Here is a 21,737-nt window from a genome sequence, read left to right as displayed (position 1 = left end):
ACGTTTAACCCCCCTAGCGACGATTCTCGGATCGAGCCGGCGGGTGGGAGGACCACCTGTTCCGGATTCGAAAGGCCCCTCGTCGTGACAACTCCTTCTCCCTCTCTGTTCGCATCCCGCGACTTCCGTCTGCTGCTCATCGGGCAGACCACCAGCCAGCTCGGCGCCCAGGTCTCGGGTGTCGCCCTCCCGCTGCTCGCCGTGGTGAGCCTTGACGCGACACCGTTCGAGGTGGGGATGCTCGGGGCGGCATCCACCGTGGCGTTCGCCCTGCTCGGGCTCCCCGCCGGCGCGTGGGTCGACCGGATGCGTCGGCGGCCGCTCCTCGTCGCCAGCGATCTGGTGCGCGCTGTGCTGCTGGCGACCATCCCCCTGGCGGCGGTTTTCGGGCTGCTCACGATGGGTCAGCTGCTCGTCGTGTCATTGCTGGCCGGTGTCGCTCGCGTGTTCTTCGATGTCGGCTATCGGAGCTATCTGCCGGCCGTGATCGGACGGGAGCGCGTCCTCGCCGGCAACTCCTCCCTCGAGTTCGTGCGCGCCTCGGGGCAGGTCGCCGGGCCCGCCCTCGGTGGCGTGCTGGTGTCGCTGATCGGCGCAGCGACGGTCGTGCTGGTGCAGGCGGGCACGTTCGCGGTGTCCGCGCTATGCCTTCTCGGCATCCGGGCGCGGGAGGAGGAGCCCACGGCTCCTGAGCACCGTCGGCGGATGCGGACGGAGATCGCGGAGGGTCTCGGCTTCGTGTTCCGCTCGCGCGTGCTGCGGTCGACGGCGCTGGCGAGCGCCCTGAGCAACTTCTCGTTCGCGATCGCGTCGGCGGTGAACATCGTGTTCCTGTCGAGGACGCTCGGGCTCTCTCCCGCGCTGATCGGCATCGTCATCGCGGTCGGCTCGGTCACCGTCATGATCGGCGCCGCCTTCACCACGCGCCTGTCGCGGGCGGTCGGGTCGGTGCGCATCGTCTGGCTCTCGCTTGCCGTCACCGCGCCGCTGTCGCTGCTCGGCGCCTTCGCCCAGCCGGGATGGTGGACTCTGCTGATCGTCCTCGGCATCGCGGCCGGCGAATTCGGGCAGATCGTCTACGCCATCACCCAGGTGAGCGTGCGGCAGCAGATCTGTCCCGACCGCGTCCTCGGGCGGGTCAACGCGACCATGCAGGTCGTCGTGATGGGCCTCTTCCCGGTCGGCGCGATCGTCGGCGGCCTGCTGGGCGATGCGATCGGCGCACGCTGGACGCTCATCGTCGCGGGCGTGCTCCTCCTCGCGTGCCCCGTCATCCTCTGGGCGTCGCTGCGCGGCGTGCGCGAGGTCGCGGACCTGCCCGCCCCCGCGGACGCGTAGCGCGGCCGCCGCGCGCTCCCACGCTCGGCGCGCGCATCCCGCACCTGTCCGGCCTCGAGGTGCACGTAGGTGCGCGCGACACGCCGCAGGCGGCCGCAACGACGTGCACCTCAACGCCAGGCGGACCGGCGCGCGACGTGAGTGGATGCGGGGAAGCGGGGCGAGTTACCGCACGTACTCGCAGCTCGGTGCGCGCTCCCGCGCTCGGCGCGCGCATCCCGCACACGGAAAAGCCCGCGAAGTGCACGTAGATGCGCTCGACACGCCGTAGGCGGCCGCAACTACGTGCACCTCGACGCGAGGACGTGCGCGGCGGGCACGCAGAAGGGGCGGCCTCCGCGAGGAGACCGCCCCTGTGCGAGCGGGTTACTTGCTGCTCTTGGTCGACTGGTCGTAGGCCTTCATGGCCGCGGCCTGCGCATCCTTCAGGGCCTCGCTCGGCGACTTGTTACCGAGGAGCACCGACTGGATGGCGTTCTGCAGCTCCGTCTGGATCTGCTGGCCGGCCGGCGAAGCACCGAACGACTTTCCGCTGCCCACCACGTCGTAGTAGGTCGAGATCGCCTTATCGAAGCCCGCGTTGCCGGACGGCTTCACGTACTTCTCACGCAGCGTCTTGTCGGCCTCCGGCGAACCCGTGAAGAGGCCGGTGTTGATCGCGCCGGGCGTCTTCTTCAGCGTCTCGGCACGGGCAGCGCCCGCAGCCTCCCACGCCTGCAGGTTGGTGAGGTTGAGCGCCCAGGCGCACGCGGCGTCCTTGTTCTTGGCGCCGGTCGGGATGACGAACGACGTTCCCGAGGCGACGGTGAACGGCTGGCCGTCCGGGCCCTTGAACGGGACCGCGCCGATGTCCACCTTGTCGACGAACGGGGTCAGCACGTTGACGTACCACTGGGCGTTGACCTGCGCGCCGACCTGGTCCTTCACGTACTGGTTGTTCTCGCCGAAGGTGTCGAACGAGTCGGTGAAGCTCTTCACCTTGGCGTAGCCGCCCTGGGCGTCGGTGATCTGCTTGAGCACCTCGAGGCCCTTCTCGTTCTTCGAGTCGTCGAGGGTCGGCTTGCCGTCGCTGCCGATGATCTGTCCGCCGTAGCCGAGGATCCACAGACCGGCCTGGCCGCCCGCGACCGGGTCGAAGCCGAGCACGGACGGGTTGCCGCCCGACGACTTGTACATCTTCTTGATCGCGGCGACGAGCGTGTCCGGCTTGGACGTGTCGATCTCGGCGTCGGTCACGCCGGCCGCCTTCATGACGCGCTCGTTGGTGATGATCGCCGGCGGCTGGTAGAACTGCGGGACCGCGTAGACCTTGCCCTTGTACGTGATGTCGTCGATGACGGAGGGGTAGTAGCTGGACGTTGGGTCGACGTCGTGCACCTTGTAGCACTGGTCGAGCGGCTGGATGAGTCCCTGCGCCGCGTAGGTGGCGACGAAGTTGCGGTCCATCTGGACGACGTCCGGGACGTTGCCGCCGGCGACGCGGGTGGTGAACTTCTGCGCGTCGAACGGGGTCTGGTCGATCTTGATGGTGACGCCCTTGAGCTGGCTCTTGGCGTAGTCGATTCGGGAGGTGCCGACGTCGTCGGCGTTGTCGAAGCCCCAGGCGTTCAGGCTGCCTTTGGCGTCTTTGGAGAAGTCCCCGCCGGACGAGCTGCCGCCGCTGGAGCTGCAACCGGCGAGGAGCGCCACCGACGCGGTGAGTGCCAGCGCGGCGAAGGCGGTGTGCCTCTTGTTCATCTGATTTCCCTTCAGTGGTGTCGCAGCGGGCGTCCTCGCCCGTGCGAAGAGGTACGGGATCCCCTACTGCCGGGGTCTGAGCGACAGTATGGAAACCTTCCCACATCGCACGCTAATGCAGCGGTGACGCTCTTCACAAGGGGACCGGGTCCTCGGAGCCGGTTTTCGTTACTTGATCGTTTCTTACGCTTGAAGCTTGCGCTTCTCAAGCCCTAGGGTCGTATGGCAACGATGCCACATTCACCGCAAGGAAGGCCCTGATGCCCCGCATCCGCCGTTTACTGCTGCTCGGTCACACCCACCACGACGTCGGCTACACCAACGGCCCCCGCATCATCGACGGGATGCACGCTCAGATCGTGCGCGAAGTGATCCGGCTGGCCGACGAGGACGCCGCCGCGCCGGACGCTCCCGACCGCTTCCGCTGGACCTTCGAGGTGGCGCGGCCGGTGCTCGAATTCCTCCGAACGGCGACCCCGGCAGAGACGGCGCGTCTGCGGGAACTGGCCGCCGACGGCACCATCGCGGTGACCGGCGGGTACCTCAACATGACGCAGCTGCCCGACCTCGCCGAGTTCGAAGCCGCCTACCGGTCGCTCCAGCGCATCCGCGACGCCGGCATCCCGGTGCGCACCGAGCAGCACGGCGACGTGAACGGCATCGCCTGGGGTGTGGCCGATGCGATGCTGGACGCCGGGATCGACCGACTCGTCATGGCCCTGAACCCCGACCACGGCCGCGCGCCCCTGGAGCAGCCGAGCGTGTTCCGGTGGGAGGCGCCCTCCGGTCGGCGCGTGCTCACCCTCCTCTCAACGCACTACGGCTTCGGCGAGGAGTGGGGCATCGTCGACGGGGATGCCGCCCTCGCCGAGCGGCGCATCCTCGAGTTCGTCGAGCGCCTCGACGCGCGCGACGACTACCCGTTCGACACTGCGGTGGTGCACGCGGGCAACGACAACCGCTGGCCGACGGCGCTGTTCACCGGCGTGGTGCGGCACTGGAACGAGCGGCACCCCGACATCCCGATGGAGACCGCGACGATCGACACGGCGATGGACGCGCTGGCCGCGCAGTCGTCCGATGACCTGCCCGTGTTCCGCGGCGAGTGGGCGGACTGGTGGTCGCACGGCCACGGCTCCACCGCCCGCGAGGTCGCCGTCTACCGCGAGGCGCGGCGGTTCGCGCTCTCTGCGCGCGCGGCCCTCGATCTCGCCCGGGAGCGCGGGGAGGGCGAGCCGGCGCTCGCGACGGTCCTGGGCTACCGCCGGGGCCCGGTGCGCGTGCGCGACGACGCCGAGCTCGCGGCGACGTTCGAGCGGGTGGATGAGGAGCTCCTGCTCTTCGGCGAGCACACCTGGGGCTCGTGGGAGACCTACTCCAAGCCGCACTCGCACTTCAGCCATTCGCACTGGAACGCGAAGGCCGGCTTCGCCTACGGGGCCCGGGATCTCGCCCGCGACCTGAACGTCGAGGCCCTGTACCGCCTCGCGGCGTCCGGCCGCGAGCCCGAGCAGGCGGACGGCGTGCTGGTCGCCAACCTCACCGACCGCCCGCGCCGGGAGGCCGTCGAGGCGGAGGTCGGAGGGTCCCGCCGGGTGACACTGGTCGCGGACGTGCCCGCGTCGAGCGTCGTGGTGCTGCCCGCGCCAGCCGAGGAGCCCGCCGCCACCAGCGGCACGACCGTCGAGACGGGTCGTTTCCGGGCGACCGTCGACCCGGGGCGCGGCGGCGTCGTCTCGCTCGTGGACGTCCGGACCGGCCGGGAGGTGGTGGATGCGCACGCGCCGCACGGTCTCGGGGCCGTCGTCGCCGAGACCGTCACCGCGGCCGGTCGCTCGCACGCGATCTTCGACAACCCGAAGAACTTCAACCCCGGCTTCCCCGGCCCCGAGTTCGAGCGCTCGCACGCCGCATCCACCTCGTCGCCGGAGACGATCGAGACCGACGCCTACGCGCGCATCCGATGGTCGAGTGAACTCCCCGGGAGCCTCACTGCCACGCACACGCTCACCCTCTACCGCGAGCTGGACGACATCGACCTCGCCGTGCACATCGCGAAGTCCGAGCACTTCGGGCCGGAGAGCCTGTTCGTCGCCTTCCCGTTCGCCGTGGACCGCCCGGAGTTCCTGCTGGAGACTGCGGGCGCCGTCTTCGCCGCCGAGACCGAACAGCTGCCGGACACGTCGAAGGACTGGTACTCCGTCCAGCACGCCGTCGGCGTTCGCAGCGCCGACGGCGGATCGGCGGTGCTCTGGGGCGCGGTGGATGCGCCGCTCGTCCAGCTGGGCGGCTTCCACACCGGGAAGTGGGCGCGCACCCTCGATGCTCCGGTGGGACACATCAACAGCTGGGTCATGAACAATCTGCACTTCACCAACTTCCAGGCGCGGCAGGAGTTCACCGGGACGCTGCGCTACCGATTCCGCCCGGCGGAGGCGGCGGCGGGATCGGACGCTGTGGACCTGCGCGCGGAGGTCGCCGCATTCGGCGCCGCCCTCGCCCTCCCGCTGCAGGCGCGCTCGTACGTCGGTCCGCTGGGGAGCTGACCGCCGCGTCCTGGACCCGAACCTGAGAGCGGCCTGCCAACCGGGCGGATGCGCAATCCGGTCGCGTCCTCGCCTCCGGAGGACTCTCCGGCGGGCGTTCCCTCCCCCGCCGGAGAACAGGCGCGGTATGCCGACGCGAACCCGAGGCGTGCACGGCATGCCGCGTCCTGTCCGGCCTCGCCGAAGCCGCCGTGTCGGATCGTCCGTACTCCTGGACATGGCGTCGGACCCCGCCGATAGGGTGGTCGCACGGGCTGTCCGACGTGCGGACGGCACGGACGACGTGAGGGGGTGCGCGTGGCGGAGGACGACGACCTCGCGATCAGGGTTCGCGGGCTGCACAAGCGGTTCGGCCAGAAGGTCGCAGTCGACGGGATCGACCTGGATGTGCCGTCCGGCAGCTTCTACGGGCTGGTCGGACCGAACGGCGCGGGCAAGACGACGACGCTCAGCATGGCGACCGGCCTGCTGCGTCCGGATGCCGGCGAGGTTCTCATCCACGGCGTCGACATGTGGAAGAACCCGCTCGCGGCGAAGGCGATGGTCGGCGTCCTGTCGGACGGCGTCCGGCTGTTCGACCGGCTGACCGGGCAGCAGCTCGTCGAGTACGCGGGACTCCTGAGCGGGATGGACCGCCCCACCGCCCAGCAGCGCACTCACGACCTGCTGCAGCTGCTCGACCTGGAGTCGGCGGGCGGAACGCTCGTCGTCGACTATTCCGCGGGCATGACGAAGAAGATCGCCCTCGCCGCCGCGATGGTGCACGCTCCGCGCGTTCTCGTGCTGGACGAGCCGTTCGAGTCGGTCGATCCGGTCTCGGCGGCGAACATCCGCGACATCCTCCGCACCTACGTCGACGGCGGCGGGACCGTGGTGGTCTCGTCGCACGTGATGGATTTGGTGGAGCGGATGTGCGACCACGTCGCCGTCATCACGGCCGGGCGCGTGGTCGCCGCGGGCTCGGTGGACGACGTGCGCGCGGGCTCGACGCTCGAGGACCGTTTCGTCGAGCTCGTCGGCGGACGCCGTGTCGGGGAGGGGCCGGAGTGGTTGCGACACTCGTAAGGCTGCGCCTGCTCGTCCTCAAGAACTCGTTCCGCCGCAGCACCGGGCAGCTGGTCGCCGTGATCATCGGCGCGATCTACGGCGCCGTCGGCCTCCTCGTCGTCCTCGGCGCGCTCGTCGGCCTGTCGTTCGCGCCCGCGGAGGTCGCGACGACCGCCGTGGTGCTCGCGGGCTCGGCGGCCGTGCTCGGCTGGGCGGTGCTGCCGCTGCTGCTCTCGGGCGTAGAGCAGACCCTCGACCCCGGGCACCTCGCCGTTTATCCGATCGCCCTCCGGCCTCTGATGCTCGGCATGCTGCTGAGCGGCGCGGTCGGCGTGGCGGGCGCCGCGACGACCATCGCGTCCCTGGGAACCGCCCTTCCCTGGTTGCACTCGCCGGGAGTCGCCCTGATCGCCCTGGTGACCGGGGTGCTCGGCGCCGCGACCTGCATCGTCGTGTCGCGCGCGGTCACCTCCATCGCGAGCGGGCTGTCCTCGGGCCGCCGCTTCCGCGAGGCCAGCGGCCTGCTCATCCTGATCCCGCTCATCCTCGCCGGGCCGATCATCATCGGGATCACCAGCGGCTTGCGGTCGTCCGCAGACGCCCTGCCCGCGGTCGCCGCCGGCCTCGGCTGGTCGCCCCTCGGCGCGGTGTGGGCCGTGCCCGGAGCCGTCGCCGCGGGCGACCCGCTCGGCGCGGTGCTGCGGCTGCTCATCGCCGTCGCGACGTTCGCGGTACTTTGGGCGGTCTGGCGGTGGGGGCTCGCGCGCTCCCTTGTCACCCCCGCCCGCGCTTCGTCCCGCGTCCGTGCGCCCGGTAAGTCGGGCCTGTTCGGCATCCTGCCGGGCACGCCGGCCGGCGCCATCGCGGCGCGCTGCCTCACGTACTGGTTCCGCGACCCGCGGTACCTCCGGCAGCTGCTCATCATCCCGCTGCTCCCGGCGATCATGTGGTTCTACTCGAGCATCAACCACTCGACCGGCTACTTCTTCGCCGCCGGCCCGGTGGTGGCGTTCACGCTCGGGATCGGGATGATCGCCGACGTCTCGTACGACTCGACCGCGTTCGCGCTCCACGTTTCGAAGGCCGTTCCCGGTCGCGCCGACCGCTGGGGTCGCGCATCCGCCCTGCTGACGTTCGCGGTCCCCGCGGTGGTCATCATCTCCCTCGGCGCCACGGCCTTCGAGGGCGACTGGCTGCCCGCACCCGGTCTGCTCGGGCTGTCGCTCGGGATGCTGCTCAGCGGCGCCGCCGTCTGCTCGGTGACCTCGGCGCGGTTCGTCTTCCCGGTGCCGGAGCCCGGCGACAACCCGTTCCGGTCGCGGCCGGGCAGCAACATCTCGCTGCTCGGGCCCACGTTCGCGGCCTGGGGCGTCATCGCCGTGCTGTGCCTGCCCGAGATCGTGCTGCTGATCGTCTCTCTGGTGACCCGCGAAGCGGTCTGGGGATGGATCGGCCTGATCGTCGGCGTCGTGCTCGGTGCGATTCTGCTCGTCGTCGGCGTGCGCGTCGGCGGCCGGGTGCTGGACTCCCGGGCGCCGGAGCTGCTGCTGCAGCTGCGGAAGGACGCCTGAGGACGCATCCCGACCGCGTGCGGGAGACTGGGGACGTGGAGCAGGACGACAGCGCGAGCGCCGATGGCACGCCGGCCGACGGGCAGCGGCTCGTGGAGTGGCGCCTCGTGGACTGGCGGCCCGTGGTCGCCGCGCTGGCCAACCGGGACGCGCGTGCGGTCTGGGCGCAGCTCATCGCGGACGGCGGACCGGTCGCCGGGATGAGCCCGGCGAGGCAGCGACGCGCCCTGGCGCTGCTCGAGGGCGTCGGCCTGGTGCGCCGCGCGGACGACGACTCGTACGAGCCGGTCGACACCGCATTCCGCGAACTCCTGGCCGCGTCGGCGTCACTGCAGCCGCGCCGCGAGGGCATCGAGCGGTTCCTGCGCCCGGACGGCCGGATCGACCGCTTCCCCGCGGCAGCCGACGACCGCTCCGCGCTGCTCACCCACATCGGAGACCGCGTGCTCGCCGACGGCGAGACCGTCACGGAACGCGAACTCACCGACCGCCTGGCACGATTCGGCGACGACCCGGTGACGTTGCGGCGCTACCTGGTCGACGCGGGCATCCTGCTGCGCACGCGCTCGGGGTCGGAGTACACCCGCATGCAGGCTCCCGCGGACTCCTGACCGGACTGCTCAGGCCGAGCTGGATGCGCGACGCGCGTGCGCCTTCTGCATCTTGACCGCGTTTCCGCAGCCCGCCATGGTGCACCACCGGCTGGAGCGGTTCTTCGAGTAGTCGTAGTACGCCCACCGGCACGTGACGCGATCGCAGACCTTGAGCCGCGACCAGCTGCCGTCCTCGCGGGAGGCGCGCACCGCATCCAGCACTCCCGCCAGAGCGGCGCGGGCGCCGCGATCGGTCGCGGGTGCCAGAGCGAACGACGACGAACCGCCGAAGGACAGCCGGAGCGGCAGCTCGTCGAGCGCGTCGTCGAGGCGGCGGAGCGCGGCGGGGTCGGCGTCGTGGCCGGCGTGCGTGGCGAGCACGGAGCGGAGACCTTCGCGCACGGTCTTCGCGAGCATCAGGTCATCAGCGGTGGCGGCGACGCCCTCCCCGAGCAGGCCGCGACCCTTCAGCCACGCGGCGAGGTCGTGCGGGCTCTCCCAGCCCTCCTCGTCCTCCTGGTACTCGACGGTGTTGACGAAGTCCCGCACCAGCCGCAGCTGCTCGGGGATCATCTCGTTCTCGCGTTCGAACGCGAGATCTGTTTGCCGACCCATGACACCAGCATACGCCCTTGACAGGTGTCCATACAGTGGGCATGGTTAGTGACACCGGCATTAACGCTTAGCCGGTGTAGGAGGTCATCGTGGATCAGACAGCACAGCAGATCATCGCGGTCGGACATCGGCCGGCGATCCCGGCCGAGCGGATCGGGCGGTGGGTGCGCATCCATTACCGGGCGATGCGGGTGGGGCGCCGACGACCGCGAGCCGTTCGCGACCCGTGGATCGACCACGTCTCCCCCTGGGCGTTCTGGGGTCTCCACCGCTGAAAGCCATCGAGGTGCGACTAGTGGCGCTTATTCGGGCGGGATAGCGACCACGACGTGCACCTCGGCGCTCAGCCCGCGAGCGTCTGCTCGCAGGCCAAAAGGGTCACTCCGACGCTCCAGGCGTGCGAGAGCGTCAGCAGCATCCCCTTCGGCTGGAAGCACGCCGTCTGGTAGTACCGCTCGCTGACCATGCCGCGGTAGGCGTTGAAGTCGCCGTCCTCCCGGGCGATGAACTGCCGGAAGCACGCCAGCGTCTCGTCGGCGCGCTCCGCGTAGTGCGGGTCGCCCAGGGCCGCCGACAGCTCGCGCAGCTCGGCCGTGCAGACGAGCCCGTAGGCATGCAGGTGCTGGTTCGACGGCGATGCGTTGTCGGCGCCGCGAGTGCGGAAGCCGTACGCCCCGAGAAGGGTGTGCTCCGGGAACGTGACGTCGTAGGTGTAGCGGAAGGTCAGCATCCAGTCGGCTGCGCGCCGAGCCACATCGAGCCAGTGCCGATCGCCGGTCGCGCGGTGCAGGGCGACGTAGGCCATCACGGCCGCGTAGCCGTCCTCCGACGTCGGCGCGAGGTCCACGTCCTCCGGGGCGCCGTGGAGGAACTCCCGGTCGACGAACTGCTCGTAATACCTCCCGGCGGCGAGCGCGGCGGGCAGGTAGCGCTCGTCGCGTTCGGCGGCCTCCACCAGGGCGGCGATCCACGTCAGGCCCGAGGCGCCCGACCACGACAGCACCTCGCCGGTCTCGGCGTGGTGGACGGACCCGAGGTTGCCGTCGTCGCGCTGACGGCCGACGACGACATCGAGGTTCGAGCGGATGGCGTGCTCCCATTGCTCGTGCGGTTCGAGCGCCTGCGCACGGACGAGGAACAGCGTCGCCTCGGCCAGGGTGCGCGAGTGCAGCCCGCGTTTCAGCTCGGTCCAGCTCTGCGTCCAGCCGTGGTCGCGGTACCAGACGCCCCAGAAGGTTCCGGAGGGCGACAAGGATGCGGTGATGAAGTCGATGACGTGACGCGCCGCGTCCGCCTCGGGCGACCGGTCGGTCCGCAGCCCGTGCGCGAGGAGCGCGTACGCCCACGGGATGCCGCTGACCCAGCCGACGTGCATGGCCTGCCGGTCGACGCTGAGCCCGTCCCGGCCGCTGACCTCGCGGTCGAAGCCGACGGTCTCCAGCAGCACACCGGGGTCGGGGTCGTAGTGCCAGTCGAGCAGGCCCGCGGCGGTGAGGTCGGCGGCGGTGGCCACATCCACCCACGGATTCTCGGTCGTGTGCTCAGCCGCTTCGGCGTGCAGCGCGCGCAGGATCGGGGCGTAGGCGTGGCGGGATGCGTCCAGCGCGAACACGCGCACCGCGAGCTCCACGGTCTCGCCAGGCACGAAGCGGTGCGTCGCCACGTCGGCCGGCCGCGGGCGGTCGTCGCCGTAGTACGTGACCGGGTACTCGCGGTATGGGAAGCGCAGGCTCACCGTCGCGTCTCCCCACTCCGGGTCGTGCGCGAGCCCGAGCCCGGTGAGTCCGAGCGGGGAGGTCTCGGCCGCGGCGAGCGCCACTCCTCCGCGGTCCGGCCCCGCCCAGGCGAACACCGCCGGTGTCGCCGCACGGTCGGCGCGGAACTCCCAGGCCTCGCTCACCAGGGCGGCGTGCTGCTCGAGCGTGCTCGCCCCGATCTCGAAGCGCGGGAACGCCCGGGTGTTCTCGGCCGGCCGGTTCTCGCCGTAGAAGGCGCCCGGGATGAGCCACCACGGATCGTCGGCGCCGTGCACCGGCGCCTCCACCAGCACGGACCCGTCGGCCGGCTTCGCGCCGCTGTACGTCACGCGCACCGCGAGCCGCCAGCCGGGCTCGGCCTCGCTCCACTCCAGCTGCACCTCGGCCGCCGCGGAAGCGGGACCGGCGACGGTCGCCCGGACCTCGGGGCGCGCGCTCACGGCAGTGGGCGCTCGATCAGGTCGACCTCGCGGACCGGCTGGCCTGGGTCGGCCGGCACCACGAAGGTGCGCAGCTGCGACGGGCCGAAGTCCTCCTCGATGGTCCGCCCGAGCAGCGGGAGCTCGATGCGCGAGCGCCCGCCCTCGCCGCGCGTCTCGACGGCCCGCACCACCACATCCGCGCCGCCGGGGGCGCTTGTCTCGTCCTCGGTGCCCTTGAGCGCGGTCACCATGACGGCGTCGCCGCCGTCGCTCGCGAACGAGTTCGCCGGAGGCAGAACGCCGTCGTGGAACGACTCCTGCATCGCCCGCACCGGGTTGCCCAGCACGAGCGCGCGACGGATCGGGTCGGCCTCCCGCCAGTCGCCCGCGTGCGGCACCAGCTCGTAGCTGAACCGCTGGACGCCCTGATCCTGGAAGGAGTAGATGCCCTCCGGGTCGAGCAGGCGCGGGTCGTGCCACGAGTAGACCGGGCTGCGGACGGCAGTCACGCCGATGCTCGGCTGCTCGCCGTTGTCGGCGGTTCCCGGCGACACGTCGTAGGCGTGCTTGTTGGTCGTGATCACCGTGAGACCGGCGGCGGCGCCGTCGATCGTGCCGGTCAGATCCACCCACGACTGCGCGGGCTCCTCGGCGCCGTCGACCGGGCGCTCCAGGTGACCGAACGGGATCTCGTAGGTCGCCGTCGGGTCGTCGAGCACGGTCGGGAAGCGCAGCTTCAGCAGGTGCGCCTGCTCGCGCCAGTCGAGCGTCACGTTGACCCGCAGCACGGGCGAGTCGTGGTCGAGGATGAGCTCCTCCACCAGGGTGGATGCGCCCCACGCCCGCTCGACCCGCACGCGCGAGCGGAGCGGACCGGTCTCGCGGACCACGATGCGCTTCAGCTCCATCGACGCGCCCGGCCAGGCGTACGAGATCACCCGGTGACCCCACGTATCGGTCGGGTCGTCGTTGATCTGGGTGTGCTGGGCGCCGTCGACGCCGGCCATCACATCCACGCCGGTCGCCTTGACCAGGTAGGACGAGATCCAGCCGGTCTCCTGGTCGATGCGGATGCGGACGTGCTCGTTCTCGAGGATGTCGGCGGTCACGGTGAGGGCGTCGGATGCCGCACCCGGGCCGGCGCCGGGTCGCAGGCGGTAGAGGCGGTAGCCGAGAGCCGGGACGTCGGCGCGGAAGACCACCGCGCCACGCGAGACGTCGTCCGTCGTCGCGGTCGATTGCGAGTTCTGGAAGACGACGGGCTCGCCGTTCTCGTCGACCACGTGCACGCCGGCGCGCTGCGCGCCGTACTGGAAGTCCACATCCACCGACACCGGCCAGGGATGCGGGTTGAAGACCAGGACCGGCTGCGTGCCGTCCTCCCGGTCGACCTGCACCTGGCGAGCGAGGACGTTGTGCGCCCGCGTGATGATGCGCTTCGAGATCGCGACGGCCTCGCCGAGCTGGTCACGTGCGTCGTCGTACGACGGCTCGATCGCCGAACCGGGCAGGATGTCGTGGAACTGGTTGAACAGCACCTGCTTCCAGGCGGTCTCCAGCTGCTCGCGCGGGTAGTCGACGCCGTTGGTCGCGGCGACCACCGCCGCCCAGCGCTCGGCGTTCAGCACGGCGAACTGCGCGCGACGCTGCCACGCCTTGATGCCCGAGTGCGCCGAATAGCAGCCGGGCGCATGGTGCTGCAGGTCGTCGCGGCGCACCGGGAGGGTGTCGAGGAACGCCTCGCCCCGGCCGAGCACCTCGTCGAAGTACGTGCGCGGTGACGACATCGTCATCCTTCCGAAAGAGCCCATGCGGTCGTAGCGGTGGATCGACTCGATGTTCGCGATCGTGGGGCCGCCGCCGTGATTTCCCACGCCGTAGAACACCATCGCGGTCGCGTTCTCGCCGAAGCCGACGGTGCGGTCGAGCGAGGCGAGCGCCTTCTCGGTCTGGCCGTCGACCGACCCGGGCGGGCTGCAGTACTCGAACGGGATGCGGTAGGCCAGCACGCGGGAGCCGTCCGGCGCCTCCCACCAGAACATGCTCGGAGCCAGGTCCGACTCGTGCGGGCCGGGCCGCAGGAACGTGTACGAGTCCATCCCCTGGCCGCGCAGGATCTGCGGGAGCATCGCATTGTGGCCGAACGGGTCGACGTTCATCCCGACGGTCGACGGCTTCCCGAAGCGCGACTCGAGGTAGCGCTGGCCGTACAGGCCCTGGCGCACGAAGCTCTCGCCCATCGGCATGTTGTTGTCCGGCTCGACCCACCAGCCGCCGACGTTGACCCAGCGGCCCTCGGCGACGCGGCGCTTGATCTGCTCGAACAGCTCGGGGTCGGACTCCTCCACCCAGCTGAGCAGCACGATCTGGTCGCAGGTGAAGACGAAGTCGGGGTACTCCTCCATGCGGTGGATGGCCGACCAGAAGGTGGCGCGCGCCTCCTGGTAGCCCTCCTGCCACGGCCACAGCCACACCGGGTCGAGGTGCGCGTTGCCGATCATGTGGAGGGTGCGCTGCGGCGTCGCCGTCGGGCGCTTCGCGGGCGGGAGGTCGCGCGGCTGGGTGCCGGCGGGGGCGTTCGCGACGGGGGCTTTGCCGTTCGCGTCGGGGGCGCCCGTCTCGCCGCCAACCTCGTTCCCGGATGCGCTCTCGCGCGGCTGCTGCGCCGCATCCACCGCGATCTGTTCCGGAGTTTCTCCGCCGACACGCGGCGTGTCGGCCGGAGAAAGTCCGGAATCGACGGCTGCCCGCTCGGGGGTGGTCACAGTGCGTACTCCTCGTCGCCGTCGGCCCACGCATCCACGATCTCGGAGAGCACGTGGAGCATGAACGTGTGGAATTCCTGAATCCTCGGTGTGGTCGTGGACGGGCTCAGCAGCGCGTAGTCGGCGAACTCCTTCGCCGGGCCGCCGTCGCCTCCGCCGAACAGCACCGTCGTGGCGCCGACCGACTTCGCCGCTTCGAGCGCTGAGACGATGTTCGCACTCCGGCCGCTCGTCGTGAAGGCCGCGACGACGTCGCCCGGGCGCGCGAGGCCGAGCACCTGGCGCGAGAAGACGTCGTCGTACGAGTAGTCGTTGGCGATGCACGTCATCGTCGTGGGGTCGGTGCTGAGCGTGACCGCGCCGAGCGGCCGGCGGTCGCGCTTGTAGTGGCCGATGATCTCACCGGTGAAGTGCTGCGCGTCCGCCGCGCTGCCGCCGTTGCCGAACGTGTAGAGGATGCCGCGCTCGGCGAACGCGTCGCAAAGCACCTTCCCGACCTCACGCAGGGCGGGCAGCAGTGCCTCACCCTGCTCGGCGACCTGGATGTGCGCCTCCAGCTGCTGTCGCATCCACTCAGCCACGGTGGTCTCCCTTCGGGGTGCCCGCGCCTGCGCCCGCGAGCTGGTCGAGGCGGTCGAACGCGACCGCACCGGCGCCGACGACGCAGACGACGTCGCCCAGGGCGGCGAGCACGACGGTGGATGCGGCCGCTGCGGGCGGCATGGCGTCGGCGGCGACGCGCTCGCGCACGGGCACGAGCAGGGCGTCGCCGGAGCGGGTCACCCCGCCGCCGAGCACGACGAGGTCGGGCTCGAAGACGTTGACGAGGTCGGTGAGGGCGACGGAGAGCACGTCGACCGTCTCGTCCCAGAGCTCGGTGGCGAGGGCGTCGCCCTCCGCGGCGGCCGCGACCACGTCCTCCGCCCGGACGACAGGCAGCTGGCTGAGCGCAGAGCCGGCGCCGCGCTCGGCGACGGCCTCGCGGGCGCGCTGGGCGATGGACGTGCCGGAGGCGTATCCCTCGAGGCACCCGCGCCGCCCGCACAGGCACGGGCGCCCGCCGGTGCGGACCATCACGTGGCCGAACTCGCCGCCGTTGCCGGCCGCGCCGCGGTGCAGGCGGCCGTCGATGACCGCGCCGCCGCCGATGCCGGTGGAGATCGTCAGGTAGACCATAGTGTCGGCGTCGCGCGCTGCGCCGTAGCGGAACTCGCCGAGGGCGCCGGCGGTCGCGTCGTTCTCGAGCACGGCCGTGATGCCGAACTCGCGCTCGGCGAGCTCGACGATCGGCAGGTCGATCCACCCGGGGAGGTGCAGCGGCCCGGTCAGGACGCCGGTCTTGGCGTCGAGCGGGCCGCCGCAGGAGATGCCGACCGCCTCCACCTCGAGGCCGGATTCGGCGATCGCGCGATGACCCATGTCGAACAGCCTGGGAACGATCGCACCCGGGCCCTCCTCGCGACGGGTGGGTTCGACGATCAGTGCATGGGTTCGTCCGTCTTCCGTGACAACACCGACGGCGAGCTTCGTGCCGCCGATGTCGAGCGAGAGGACGGCGCGGAGGCCGTTTGCCATCATGTCCTTCCGAGGGTGCACGACCGCGCCAGCGTCGGTGGATCGTGTGGGATCGTTCCCACAGATACTAGGACGCCGCGGGCAGGCGGGTCAACACGGCACGTTCGTGGAGCGCGTCCGCGGCCGTCGCTCACCGCCCGAGCACCTCGCGAGATTCGGGGATTGCGCATCGCACTGCGTCGCGCTAACGTACAACCAAATGGTTGTAGATGAGTTGACGGATGCAGAGGTCGATCGCATCTTCCAGGCACTGGCGGATGCGACCCGGCGGGATATCGTCGCGCGGTCGCTGCAGGGGGAGCACTCGGTGACCGAGCTCGCCCGGCGGTACGACATGAGCTTTGCCGCCGTGCAGAAGCACGTCGCCGTGCTCGATCGGGCGGGACTCGTCCGCAAGCGGACCCGCGGCCGCGAGCGCGTCGTCTCGGGCGACCCGGAGACCATCCGCCGGGCGTCTCGGCTGCTCGGCGCCTACGAGGAGATCTGGCGTCGTCGCGATCGCGCCATCGACGGCATCCTCGCCGAGGAGGCCCGAACCAGGCTGAGCACCACCGAACCAGAGAGGAACGAGCGATGACCTTCATCGAGTCGAACAAGGACGTGGATGCGCTGACGCTCACGTTCGTCACCGAGTACGACGCCCCGCCGGAGCGCGTGTGGCAGCTGTGGTCCGACCCGCGCCAGCTGGAGCGGTGGTGGGGACCGCCGACCTGGCCGGCCACGTTCGAGGTGTTCGAGTTCGAGCCGGCGGGACGGGCGACCTACTACATGACCGGACCGGACGGCACGAAGGCCCGCGGCTGGTGGCGGTTCGTCGAGATCGAGCCGCCGGTGCGCCTTTCGCTCGACGACGGCTTCGCCGACGACGACGGCAATCCGGCGCCCGGTGAGCCCGTGCGCATGACGACCACGCTCGAGCAGCGCGACGGGCGCACCCGCATGACGCAGCTCGCCCGATTCGCGAGCACCCAGCAGCTCGACGAGATGGTCGCCATGGGCATGGAGGAGGGTATGCGCGAGGCCGTCTCCCAGATCGACGACCTCCTCGCCGCCGACGTCACCCGCTGACGCATCCCATCCACCGTCGAGTACGCGCAAACTGCACGCCCAGAGCACCGCGGGCGTGCAGTTTGTGCGTACTCGACGGGGGGCGGAGAGGGGCGAGAGACGGAACGCCCCGCGAGGTCAGGGGGCGTCGAGGAAGGCGAGCAGGTGCGGGAGCGTGCGGCGGAGTGCGGCGGGGTCGCCCGCGGCCGCGAGACGCTCGCCCAGGTAGTCGCCGTGGATGCCGGGGACGATGAGGAGGCGTGCGTCCGGCAGCAGGGACGCCAACTCGACGAAATGCTCCGCCCGCACCACGTCACGATCCGCGCCGACCACGAGCGTGGGCGCCGACACGGAGGCGAGCAGGTCGTCGGGGAAGTCCTGGAACCCGAGCATCAGCTCGCGGTCGAGGTCGAACATCCGCCGCGCGTGCTCCGGGTCATGGCTCACCGCGAGGTCGGCCTCCCGGTACGGCGCGGGCAGGTCGTCGAACGTCCCGGCGGCGAGCCCGTCCCAGAAGCCGTCCACCATCCCGGCTCGACGCACCGGGGCCGAAGCCGCGATCAGCCGCCGCACCGCGGACGGATGCCGCGCCGCCAGCTGCAGAGCGACCTGGCCACCGTTGCTGAAGCCCAGCACATCCACCGGGCCCAGCCGGAGCTCGTCCAGCACGGCCACGACGTCATCCGCCGAGCCTTCGAAGCTCGCCGGACGGTCACCGGAGGTCGTCCGGCCGTGCCCCTGCAGCTCGACCGCGAGCACCGACCGGGTCGGCGCGAGCAGCGGCAGCAGCATCCCCCAGTTCGACTCGATCGTGGACCCGCCGCCGTGGAGCAGCAGCAGCGGTGGATGCGGCGAGTCCGGGTCGCCGTGCCATTCGCGATACAGGGGGATGCGGTCCACGCCCGCAGGCTAGCGGAGGGCCGTCGGGGTGTCGAGAGCGGAGAGCGGTGCCACCGTGTCGACCACCGCGTCCCCCGCCTGACCGTAGCGCGCGGCGCCGATCGTGACGTCCGCCGCGATCCTCTGGCGCTTGCGAACCTCGGCCGTCGCCCGGACCGAGAACCGCAGCCGCACGGTCTCGCCCGCTCCCGCCACGACCGACGAGGCCTCCGGATCGCTCCAGCCCGCGGGCGTCACCAGCCGCGCCACCACCTCGCGCGGCTCGTCGTAGGCGTTCACGACGACGACCTCGTAGTCGAGCTCCGCGCCCGGGGCCACACGCTGATAGAACGGCTCCACCAGCACCAGGTTGCCGTCGGCGGGGGGCAGCATCCCGTCGTCCGGCAGCAGCCCGTCGTGGATGGCGGCCAGCTCGTCGCCCTGCTCGGTCAGCAGCTGCAGGTAGTCCTCGTCCACTTCGCGGCCCTGCCAGTGCCCGGTGATCATGAGACCGGGGGCGACACGGCGGTAGAGGGCTGCGCTCTGGATGAAGTCGTCACGCCGGAACCGGTTGCGGTACTGGTAGTTGAGGATCTCGCGCTGCACCCCGAGCCGCCCCTCCGCCGTCTGCTGGTCGCCGGTGGCGAGCACCCGCAGGCCGTCCACCTCGAACTCGAAGGCGGCGGCGTAGAGGGTATGGCCGGGCAGCTCGTGCGTGACGATCTCGTACTCCTGCCAGCGCACCGTCTCGCCGAGCCCGAGCACCCGGTCGGCCGGGATGGGCTCGAACCACTGGCACGGAAGGTCGGTGCGCATCGGGTCGGCCATGATCGGCGCGACGTTCTCGGGCAGCCACACCTTGGTGCCCTCGACGTCGCGCAGCAGGTTCAGCCCGGCGATGTGGTCGTCGTGGTAGTGGGTGCCGAGCACCACCTCGACCGAGGTGACCCCGAAGTCGCGCTTGAGCGCCGGGATCGACGCCAGCCAGGGCCGCCGGGCGGCACGGTCGGTGCCTGCGGGCCAGCCGGTGGACATGTCGTAGCCGTAGTCGATGAACAGCGCGGCGCCGGAGTCGCTGAGCAGCACGTAGACGCACGAGTTGGCAGTGCGATTCAGCAGCAGGTGGTCGGTGAGGCGGACGAAGGGACGCTCCAGCCAGTCGCGCAGATCCCACGGGTGCGTGCGCCGCGAGTCGACGTAGCCGCTCATGCGGGTGGCCAACTGGTCGAGCGCGTCGACGGCCTCGGGCATGGGCTCGCCGTGCGACGGCAGCAGGATGGTCGGCTCCTCCTCCTGCAGCAGCAGGCACGAGAGCACGTTCATCGCCGGGCCCTCGCTCTCGGTGTACGACCACTGCGTCGCGGCCAGCGACCACACCTTGCCCGGCGCGTAAATGAGGTCGCCCGTGAAGGCGACGCGCGCATCCCCGCTGTCGACCAGGTAGGTGACCGACCCCATGGTGTGGCCGGGCGTCGGGATGGTCTTCACGTCGACGCCGCCGAACCGCGCAGTGCGGTACTCGGGCACCGTCCCAGCGATCGGCACGGGGTCGAGCAGCGAGAAGCGGTCCTGGCGCAGGTTGTAGTCGTTGTACAGCGCACGGGCGGACCACATCTCGTCCACGCGGGCGAAGAGGTCCTGCTCGACCGGGGGCACGAAGATCGGGATGCCGGCCTCCACCGCGCGCGGAAGGCCCTGCCCCTGGTCGCGGTGGTGGTGCGTCATGAGCACGGCATCGAGCGTCTCGAGGCCGAGTTCGCCGAGGTGGTCGAGCACGTCGCCGGAGCCGAAGTCGATCGCGATGGCGCCGGAACTCTCGGCGCCGGAACGCGCACCGCCGGCCGAAGCGGCCGGCGGGATCACCACGTACACGTTGCACGTGTCCGTGAACCGGTGGACGCCCGGGGCGACCTCGGTGAACGCGCTCATACGGCGGACGGCTCCTTCTCGGCGGGCTCGTCCGCACGGCTCGCGCGCGTCGCCCGGTAGGCGCTCCAGAGGCCGGCGATCTCATCCAGGTCGGCGTCGGTCACGGCCTCGCGGCTGTTGTCGATGGACTCCACGTAGTACAGCGCCGGAACACCGAGCTCCGGCTGAATGCGGGAATAGGCGAGCCACTCGTCGCGGTTCGGCATCGGCCACTGGTCGGTGTCGATCGGGTGGCCGGGGAGGGCGGCCGCGGCGATGTCGTGGCGGTAGCGCAGCTGGTCGCCGACGGGCACCGGGTCGCCGTGGACGGAGTCCTCGAGAACGTCGTTGAGGCGCACCATGTCGGTGACACCGGAGAACGAGGGATGCACGGTGTGCGTCACGACCAGCGCATCCGGCTTGGCCGCCTTGGCCGCTTCGTGGATGGTCGCGATGATCGTGTGCAGGGCGCTGATGCCCCACACGTCGTCACCGTGCGTGCGGAGGGTGACACCGGACGGCGCGCGCTGGGTGAAGTCGACTTTGAAGCCGTCGGCGTCGAGTCCGTCGGCGGAGAGCATCCCCGTGACCTGCTCGCGCAGCGCGTCGAGGTAGGCCGGGTTCGACGGGTCGACGGCCACCGGGCGCCCGAACGCGTCGCGCACCGTCAGCTCCGGCGGCAGCCCCGCCGGGTCCCACGCCTTGAACCACAGCAGGACGCGCTGACCGGCGGCGTGGCGCGCGTCGATCCAGCCGCGGAGGTCCGGCCACTTCTCGGTGTCGACCGTGTTGGTGCCGTAGTCGGCCTGCCAGCGGTCGTCGATGACGACGGTGCCCGGACGGATGTCGCGCTCGGCGAGGCGGTTCAGCCAGCGGTCGTAGAGGTACTGGCGGGCGAGGTCGGGGGCGAAGGCGGCGCCCGCCGGGAGCACGAATCCGTCCGCGTTGTCGGTCGCGAGCGCCTCTCCCTCGTGGCTCATCCGGACGGCGAGGGCGCACTGCGCACCCCAGCCGCAGAAGATCGGCTCGTGCCACCACTCGGCACCGACGCTCGGCTCCTCGGCCCAGCCGCGTCCGAGCAGGTCGTCGCGGTAGTCGCGGATCAGGCTCAGCGGCGCGCCCCCGGGCCGCAGCACGAAGTCGGGCGACACCCATCCGCCCGCGCGGACCCGCGTGTGGCCCTCGTACGTGAGCCGGAAGAGGAAGCCGCCGTCGATGGCGTCGTAGCGGAACGTCGTGAAGCCCAGCTGTGCGATCGGCGCGACGACCGAGACGCCGAGCCAGTCGCCGACCGGCATGTCGGTCGGACCGTGCGGAGCGTCCGGTGCGATCGACGGCCGGCCGAGGCCGAACACCAGCGGGGGCGGCGAGAAGATCCCGTGCAGACGTCCCGGCTCCGCGTCGCCCACGACGCCGAGCTGCGCCTGGGTGTTGGAGGCGCGGACGACCTGGATGGGCTCGGTCGGCGTCGGCACGAAGACGGACGGGAAACGGATGCCCGAGCGGAAGGTGCCGGCCGCACCCGACGGCAGGGCCGCCTGGCCGCCGAAGATCGTCAGGTCGGCGATCCGCGCGTCGTCGTCCTCCGTCGTCACTTCGACGCGGGCGCGCACCTCACGCGGCGTGCAGTGCAGGACGACGGCTTTGGTCGCCCAGGCGCTGGAGTCGGTGAGCACCGTGATGCGGACCGTGCCGTCCTCCTGCTCCTCCACCGTGACCGCGGTCGGCCCGGACGACTCGTCGGGGAGGCCGACGCGATCGACGCTCGCGAGCAGCGACAGATCGCTCCAGAGCTCGCCGTCCGGGCCGGCGATGGTCGCGCGCGGGCGGGTCAGCGCGACGCCGAGCGTGTACGCGGGCGCGACGAGGACGACCTCGGTCGCGCTGCGGGTGACGGTGATGTCCTGGGTGGTCTGCATGGTCCTCGGTGGGGGAAG

17 protein-coding genes are annotated in these 21,737 nt (G+C 71.2%); 8 read left to right on the top strand and 9 right to left on the bottom strand.

Going from position 1 to position 21,737, the window contains the following annotated elements; translation table 11 throughout:
- Positions 1-84: 84 nt before the first annotated feature.
- Positions 85-1,338, top strand: coding sequence for an MFS transporter (locus tag ACF1AJ_RS14230; RefSeq protein WP_391507921.1), 1,254 nt, complete (start codon positions 85-87; stop codon positions 1,336-1,338).
- Between the two features lie 366 nt (positions 1,339-1,704).
- Here ACF1AJ_RS14230 and ACF1AJ_RS14225 read toward each other — a convergent pair whose 3' ends face one another.
- A complete protein-coding gene (locus tag ACF1AJ_RS14225) occupies positions 1,705-3,075 on the bottom strand; it encodes an ABC transporter substrate-binding protein (RefSeq protein WP_391507920.1) in 1,371 nt (456 codons plus the stop codon).
- A gap of 260 nt (positions 3,076-3,335) precedes the next feature.
- Between ACF1AJ_RS14225 and ACF1AJ_RS14220 the strand changes: the two genes are divergently transcribed.
- The 4 genes from ACF1AJ_RS14220 (at position 3,336) to ACF1AJ_RS14205 (ending at position 8,850) form a co-directional block, all read left to right on the top strand.
- Positions 3,336-5,621 (top strand): hypothetical protein, encoded by a 2,286-nt coding sequence (locus ACF1AJ_RS14220; protein WP_391507919.1) that lies wholly within the window; start codon positions 3,336-3,338, stop codon positions 5,619-5,621.
- 291 nt (positions 5,622-5,912) lie between these two features.
- Entirely contained in the window at positions 5,913-6,686 is a 774-nt protein-coding gene (locus ACF1AJ_RS14215) for an ABC transporter ATP-binding protein (RefSeq protein ID WP_309855239.1), read from the top strand.
- The gene (locus ACF1AJ_RS14210; RefSeq protein ID WP_391507918.1) at positions 6,668-8,239 is read left to right on the top strand and encodes a transporter; all 1,572 of its coding nucleotides are present in this window, start codon (positions 6,668-6,670) and stop codon (positions 8,237-8,239) included. Before ACF1AJ_RS14215 ends, ACF1AJ_RS14210 begins: the two co-directional genes overlap by 19 nt.
- Before the next feature lie 35 nt (positions 8,240-8,274).
- On the top strand, positions 8,275-8,850 hold the full coding sequence (locus ACF1AJ_RS14205) for a DUF2087 domain-containing protein (RefSeq protein WP_391507917.1): 576 nt from the start codon (positions 8,275-8,277) through the stop codon (positions 8,848-8,850).
- Positions 8,851-8,859: 9 nt separating this feature from the next.
- Here ACF1AJ_RS14205 and ACF1AJ_RS14200 read toward each other — a convergent pair whose 3' ends face one another.
- Positions 8,860-9,447: a CGNR zinc finger domain-containing protein gene (locus ACF1AJ_RS14200; protein WP_391507916.1), complete on the bottom strand. Its 588-nt coding sequence runs from the start codon at positions 9,445-9,447 to the stop codon at positions 8,860-8,862.
- 89 nt (positions 9,448-9,536) lie between these two features.
- Between ACF1AJ_RS14200 and ACF1AJ_RS14195 the strand changes: the two genes are divergently transcribed.
- On the top strand, positions 9,537-9,722 hold the full coding sequence (locus tag ACF1AJ_RS14195) for a hypothetical protein (protein ID WP_391507915.1): 186 nt from the start codon (positions 9,537-9,539) through the stop codon (positions 9,720-9,722).
- A gap of 68 nt (positions 9,723-9,790) precedes the next feature.
- On the opposite strand, the gene ACF1AJ_RS14190 is transcribed toward ACF1AJ_RS14195, so the two are convergent.
- The 4 genes from ACF1AJ_RS14190 to ACF1AJ_RS14175 are packed head-to-tail and all read right to left on the bottom strand — an operon-like array spanning position 9,791 to position 15,966.
- A complete protein-coding gene (locus tag ACF1AJ_RS14190; RefSeq protein WP_391507914.1) occupies positions 9,791-11,644 on the bottom strand; it encodes a hypothetical protein in 1,854 nt (617 codons plus the stop codon).
- Positions 11,641-14,391 (bottom strand): alpha-mannosidase, encoded by a 2,751-nt coding sequence (locus ACF1AJ_RS14185; RefSeq protein WP_391507913.1) that lies wholly within the window; start codon positions 14,389-14,391, stop codon positions 11,641-11,643. The genes ACF1AJ_RS14190 and ACF1AJ_RS14185 overlap by 4 nt, the downstream gene beginning before the upstream one ends.
- A complete protein-coding gene (locus ACF1AJ_RS14180) occupies positions 14,388-14,972 on the bottom strand; it encodes an SIS domain-containing protein (RefSeq protein ID WP_391507912.1) in 585 nt (194 codons plus the stop codon). Before ACF1AJ_RS14180 ends, ACF1AJ_RS14185 begins: the two co-directional genes overlap by 4 nt.
- Complete coding sequence (locus tag ACF1AJ_RS14175) at positions 14,965-15,966, bottom strand: ROK family protein (protein ID WP_391507911.1); 1,002 nt, start codon at positions 15,964-15,966, stop codon at positions 14,965-14,967. The genes ACF1AJ_RS14180 and ACF1AJ_RS14175 overlap by 8 nt, the downstream gene beginning before the upstream one ends.
- 199 nt (positions 15,967-16,165) lie before the next feature.
- Between ACF1AJ_RS14175 and ACF1AJ_RS14170 the strand changes: the two genes are divergently transcribed.
- Positions 16,166-16,543: an ArsR/SmtB family transcription factor gene (locus tag ACF1AJ_RS14170; protein WP_391507910.1), complete on the top strand. Its 378-nt coding sequence runs from the start codon at positions 16,166-16,168 to the stop codon at positions 16,541-16,543.
- Entirely contained in the window at positions 16,540-17,034 is a 495-nt protein-coding gene (locus ACF1AJ_RS14165) for an SRPBCC domain-containing protein (protein WP_391507909.1), read from the top strand. Before ACF1AJ_RS14170 ends, ACF1AJ_RS14165 begins: the two co-directional genes overlap by 4 nt.
- A 117-nt stretch (positions 17,035-17,151) precedes the next feature.
- On the opposite strand, the gene ACF1AJ_RS14160 is transcribed toward ACF1AJ_RS14165, so the two are convergent.
- Genes ACF1AJ_RS14160 through ACF1AJ_RS14150 form a run of 3 tightly spaced genes read right to left on the bottom strand, consistent with a single transcriptional unit; the run spans position 17,152 to position 21,719 of the window.
- Entirely contained in the window at positions 17,152-17,913 is a 762-nt protein-coding gene (locus tag ACF1AJ_RS14160) for an alpha/beta fold hydrolase (RefSeq protein ID WP_391507908.1), read from the bottom strand.
- Between the two features lie 9 nt (positions 17,914-17,922).
- Positions 17,923-19,821, bottom strand: coding sequence for an MBL fold metallo-hydrolase (locus ACF1AJ_RS14155; protein ID WP_391507907.1), 1,899 nt, complete (start codon positions 19,819-19,821; stop codon positions 17,923-17,925).
- Entirely contained in the window at positions 19,818-21,719 is a 1,902-nt protein-coding gene (locus ACF1AJ_RS14150) for a hypothetical protein (RefSeq protein WP_391507906.1), read from the bottom strand. Before ACF1AJ_RS14150 ends, ACF1AJ_RS14155 begins: the two co-directional genes overlap by 4 nt.
- Between the last annotated feature and the right edge of the window lie 18 nt (positions 21,720-21,737).

It is taken from the genome of Leifsonia sp. NPDC014704, from assembly GCF_043083605.1.
Taxonomy (GTDB): domain Bacteria; phylum Actinomycetota; class Actinomycetes; order Actinomycetales; family Microbacteriaceae; genus Leifsonia.
This window is presented reverse-complemented; position numbering and strand designations above follow the sequence as displayed.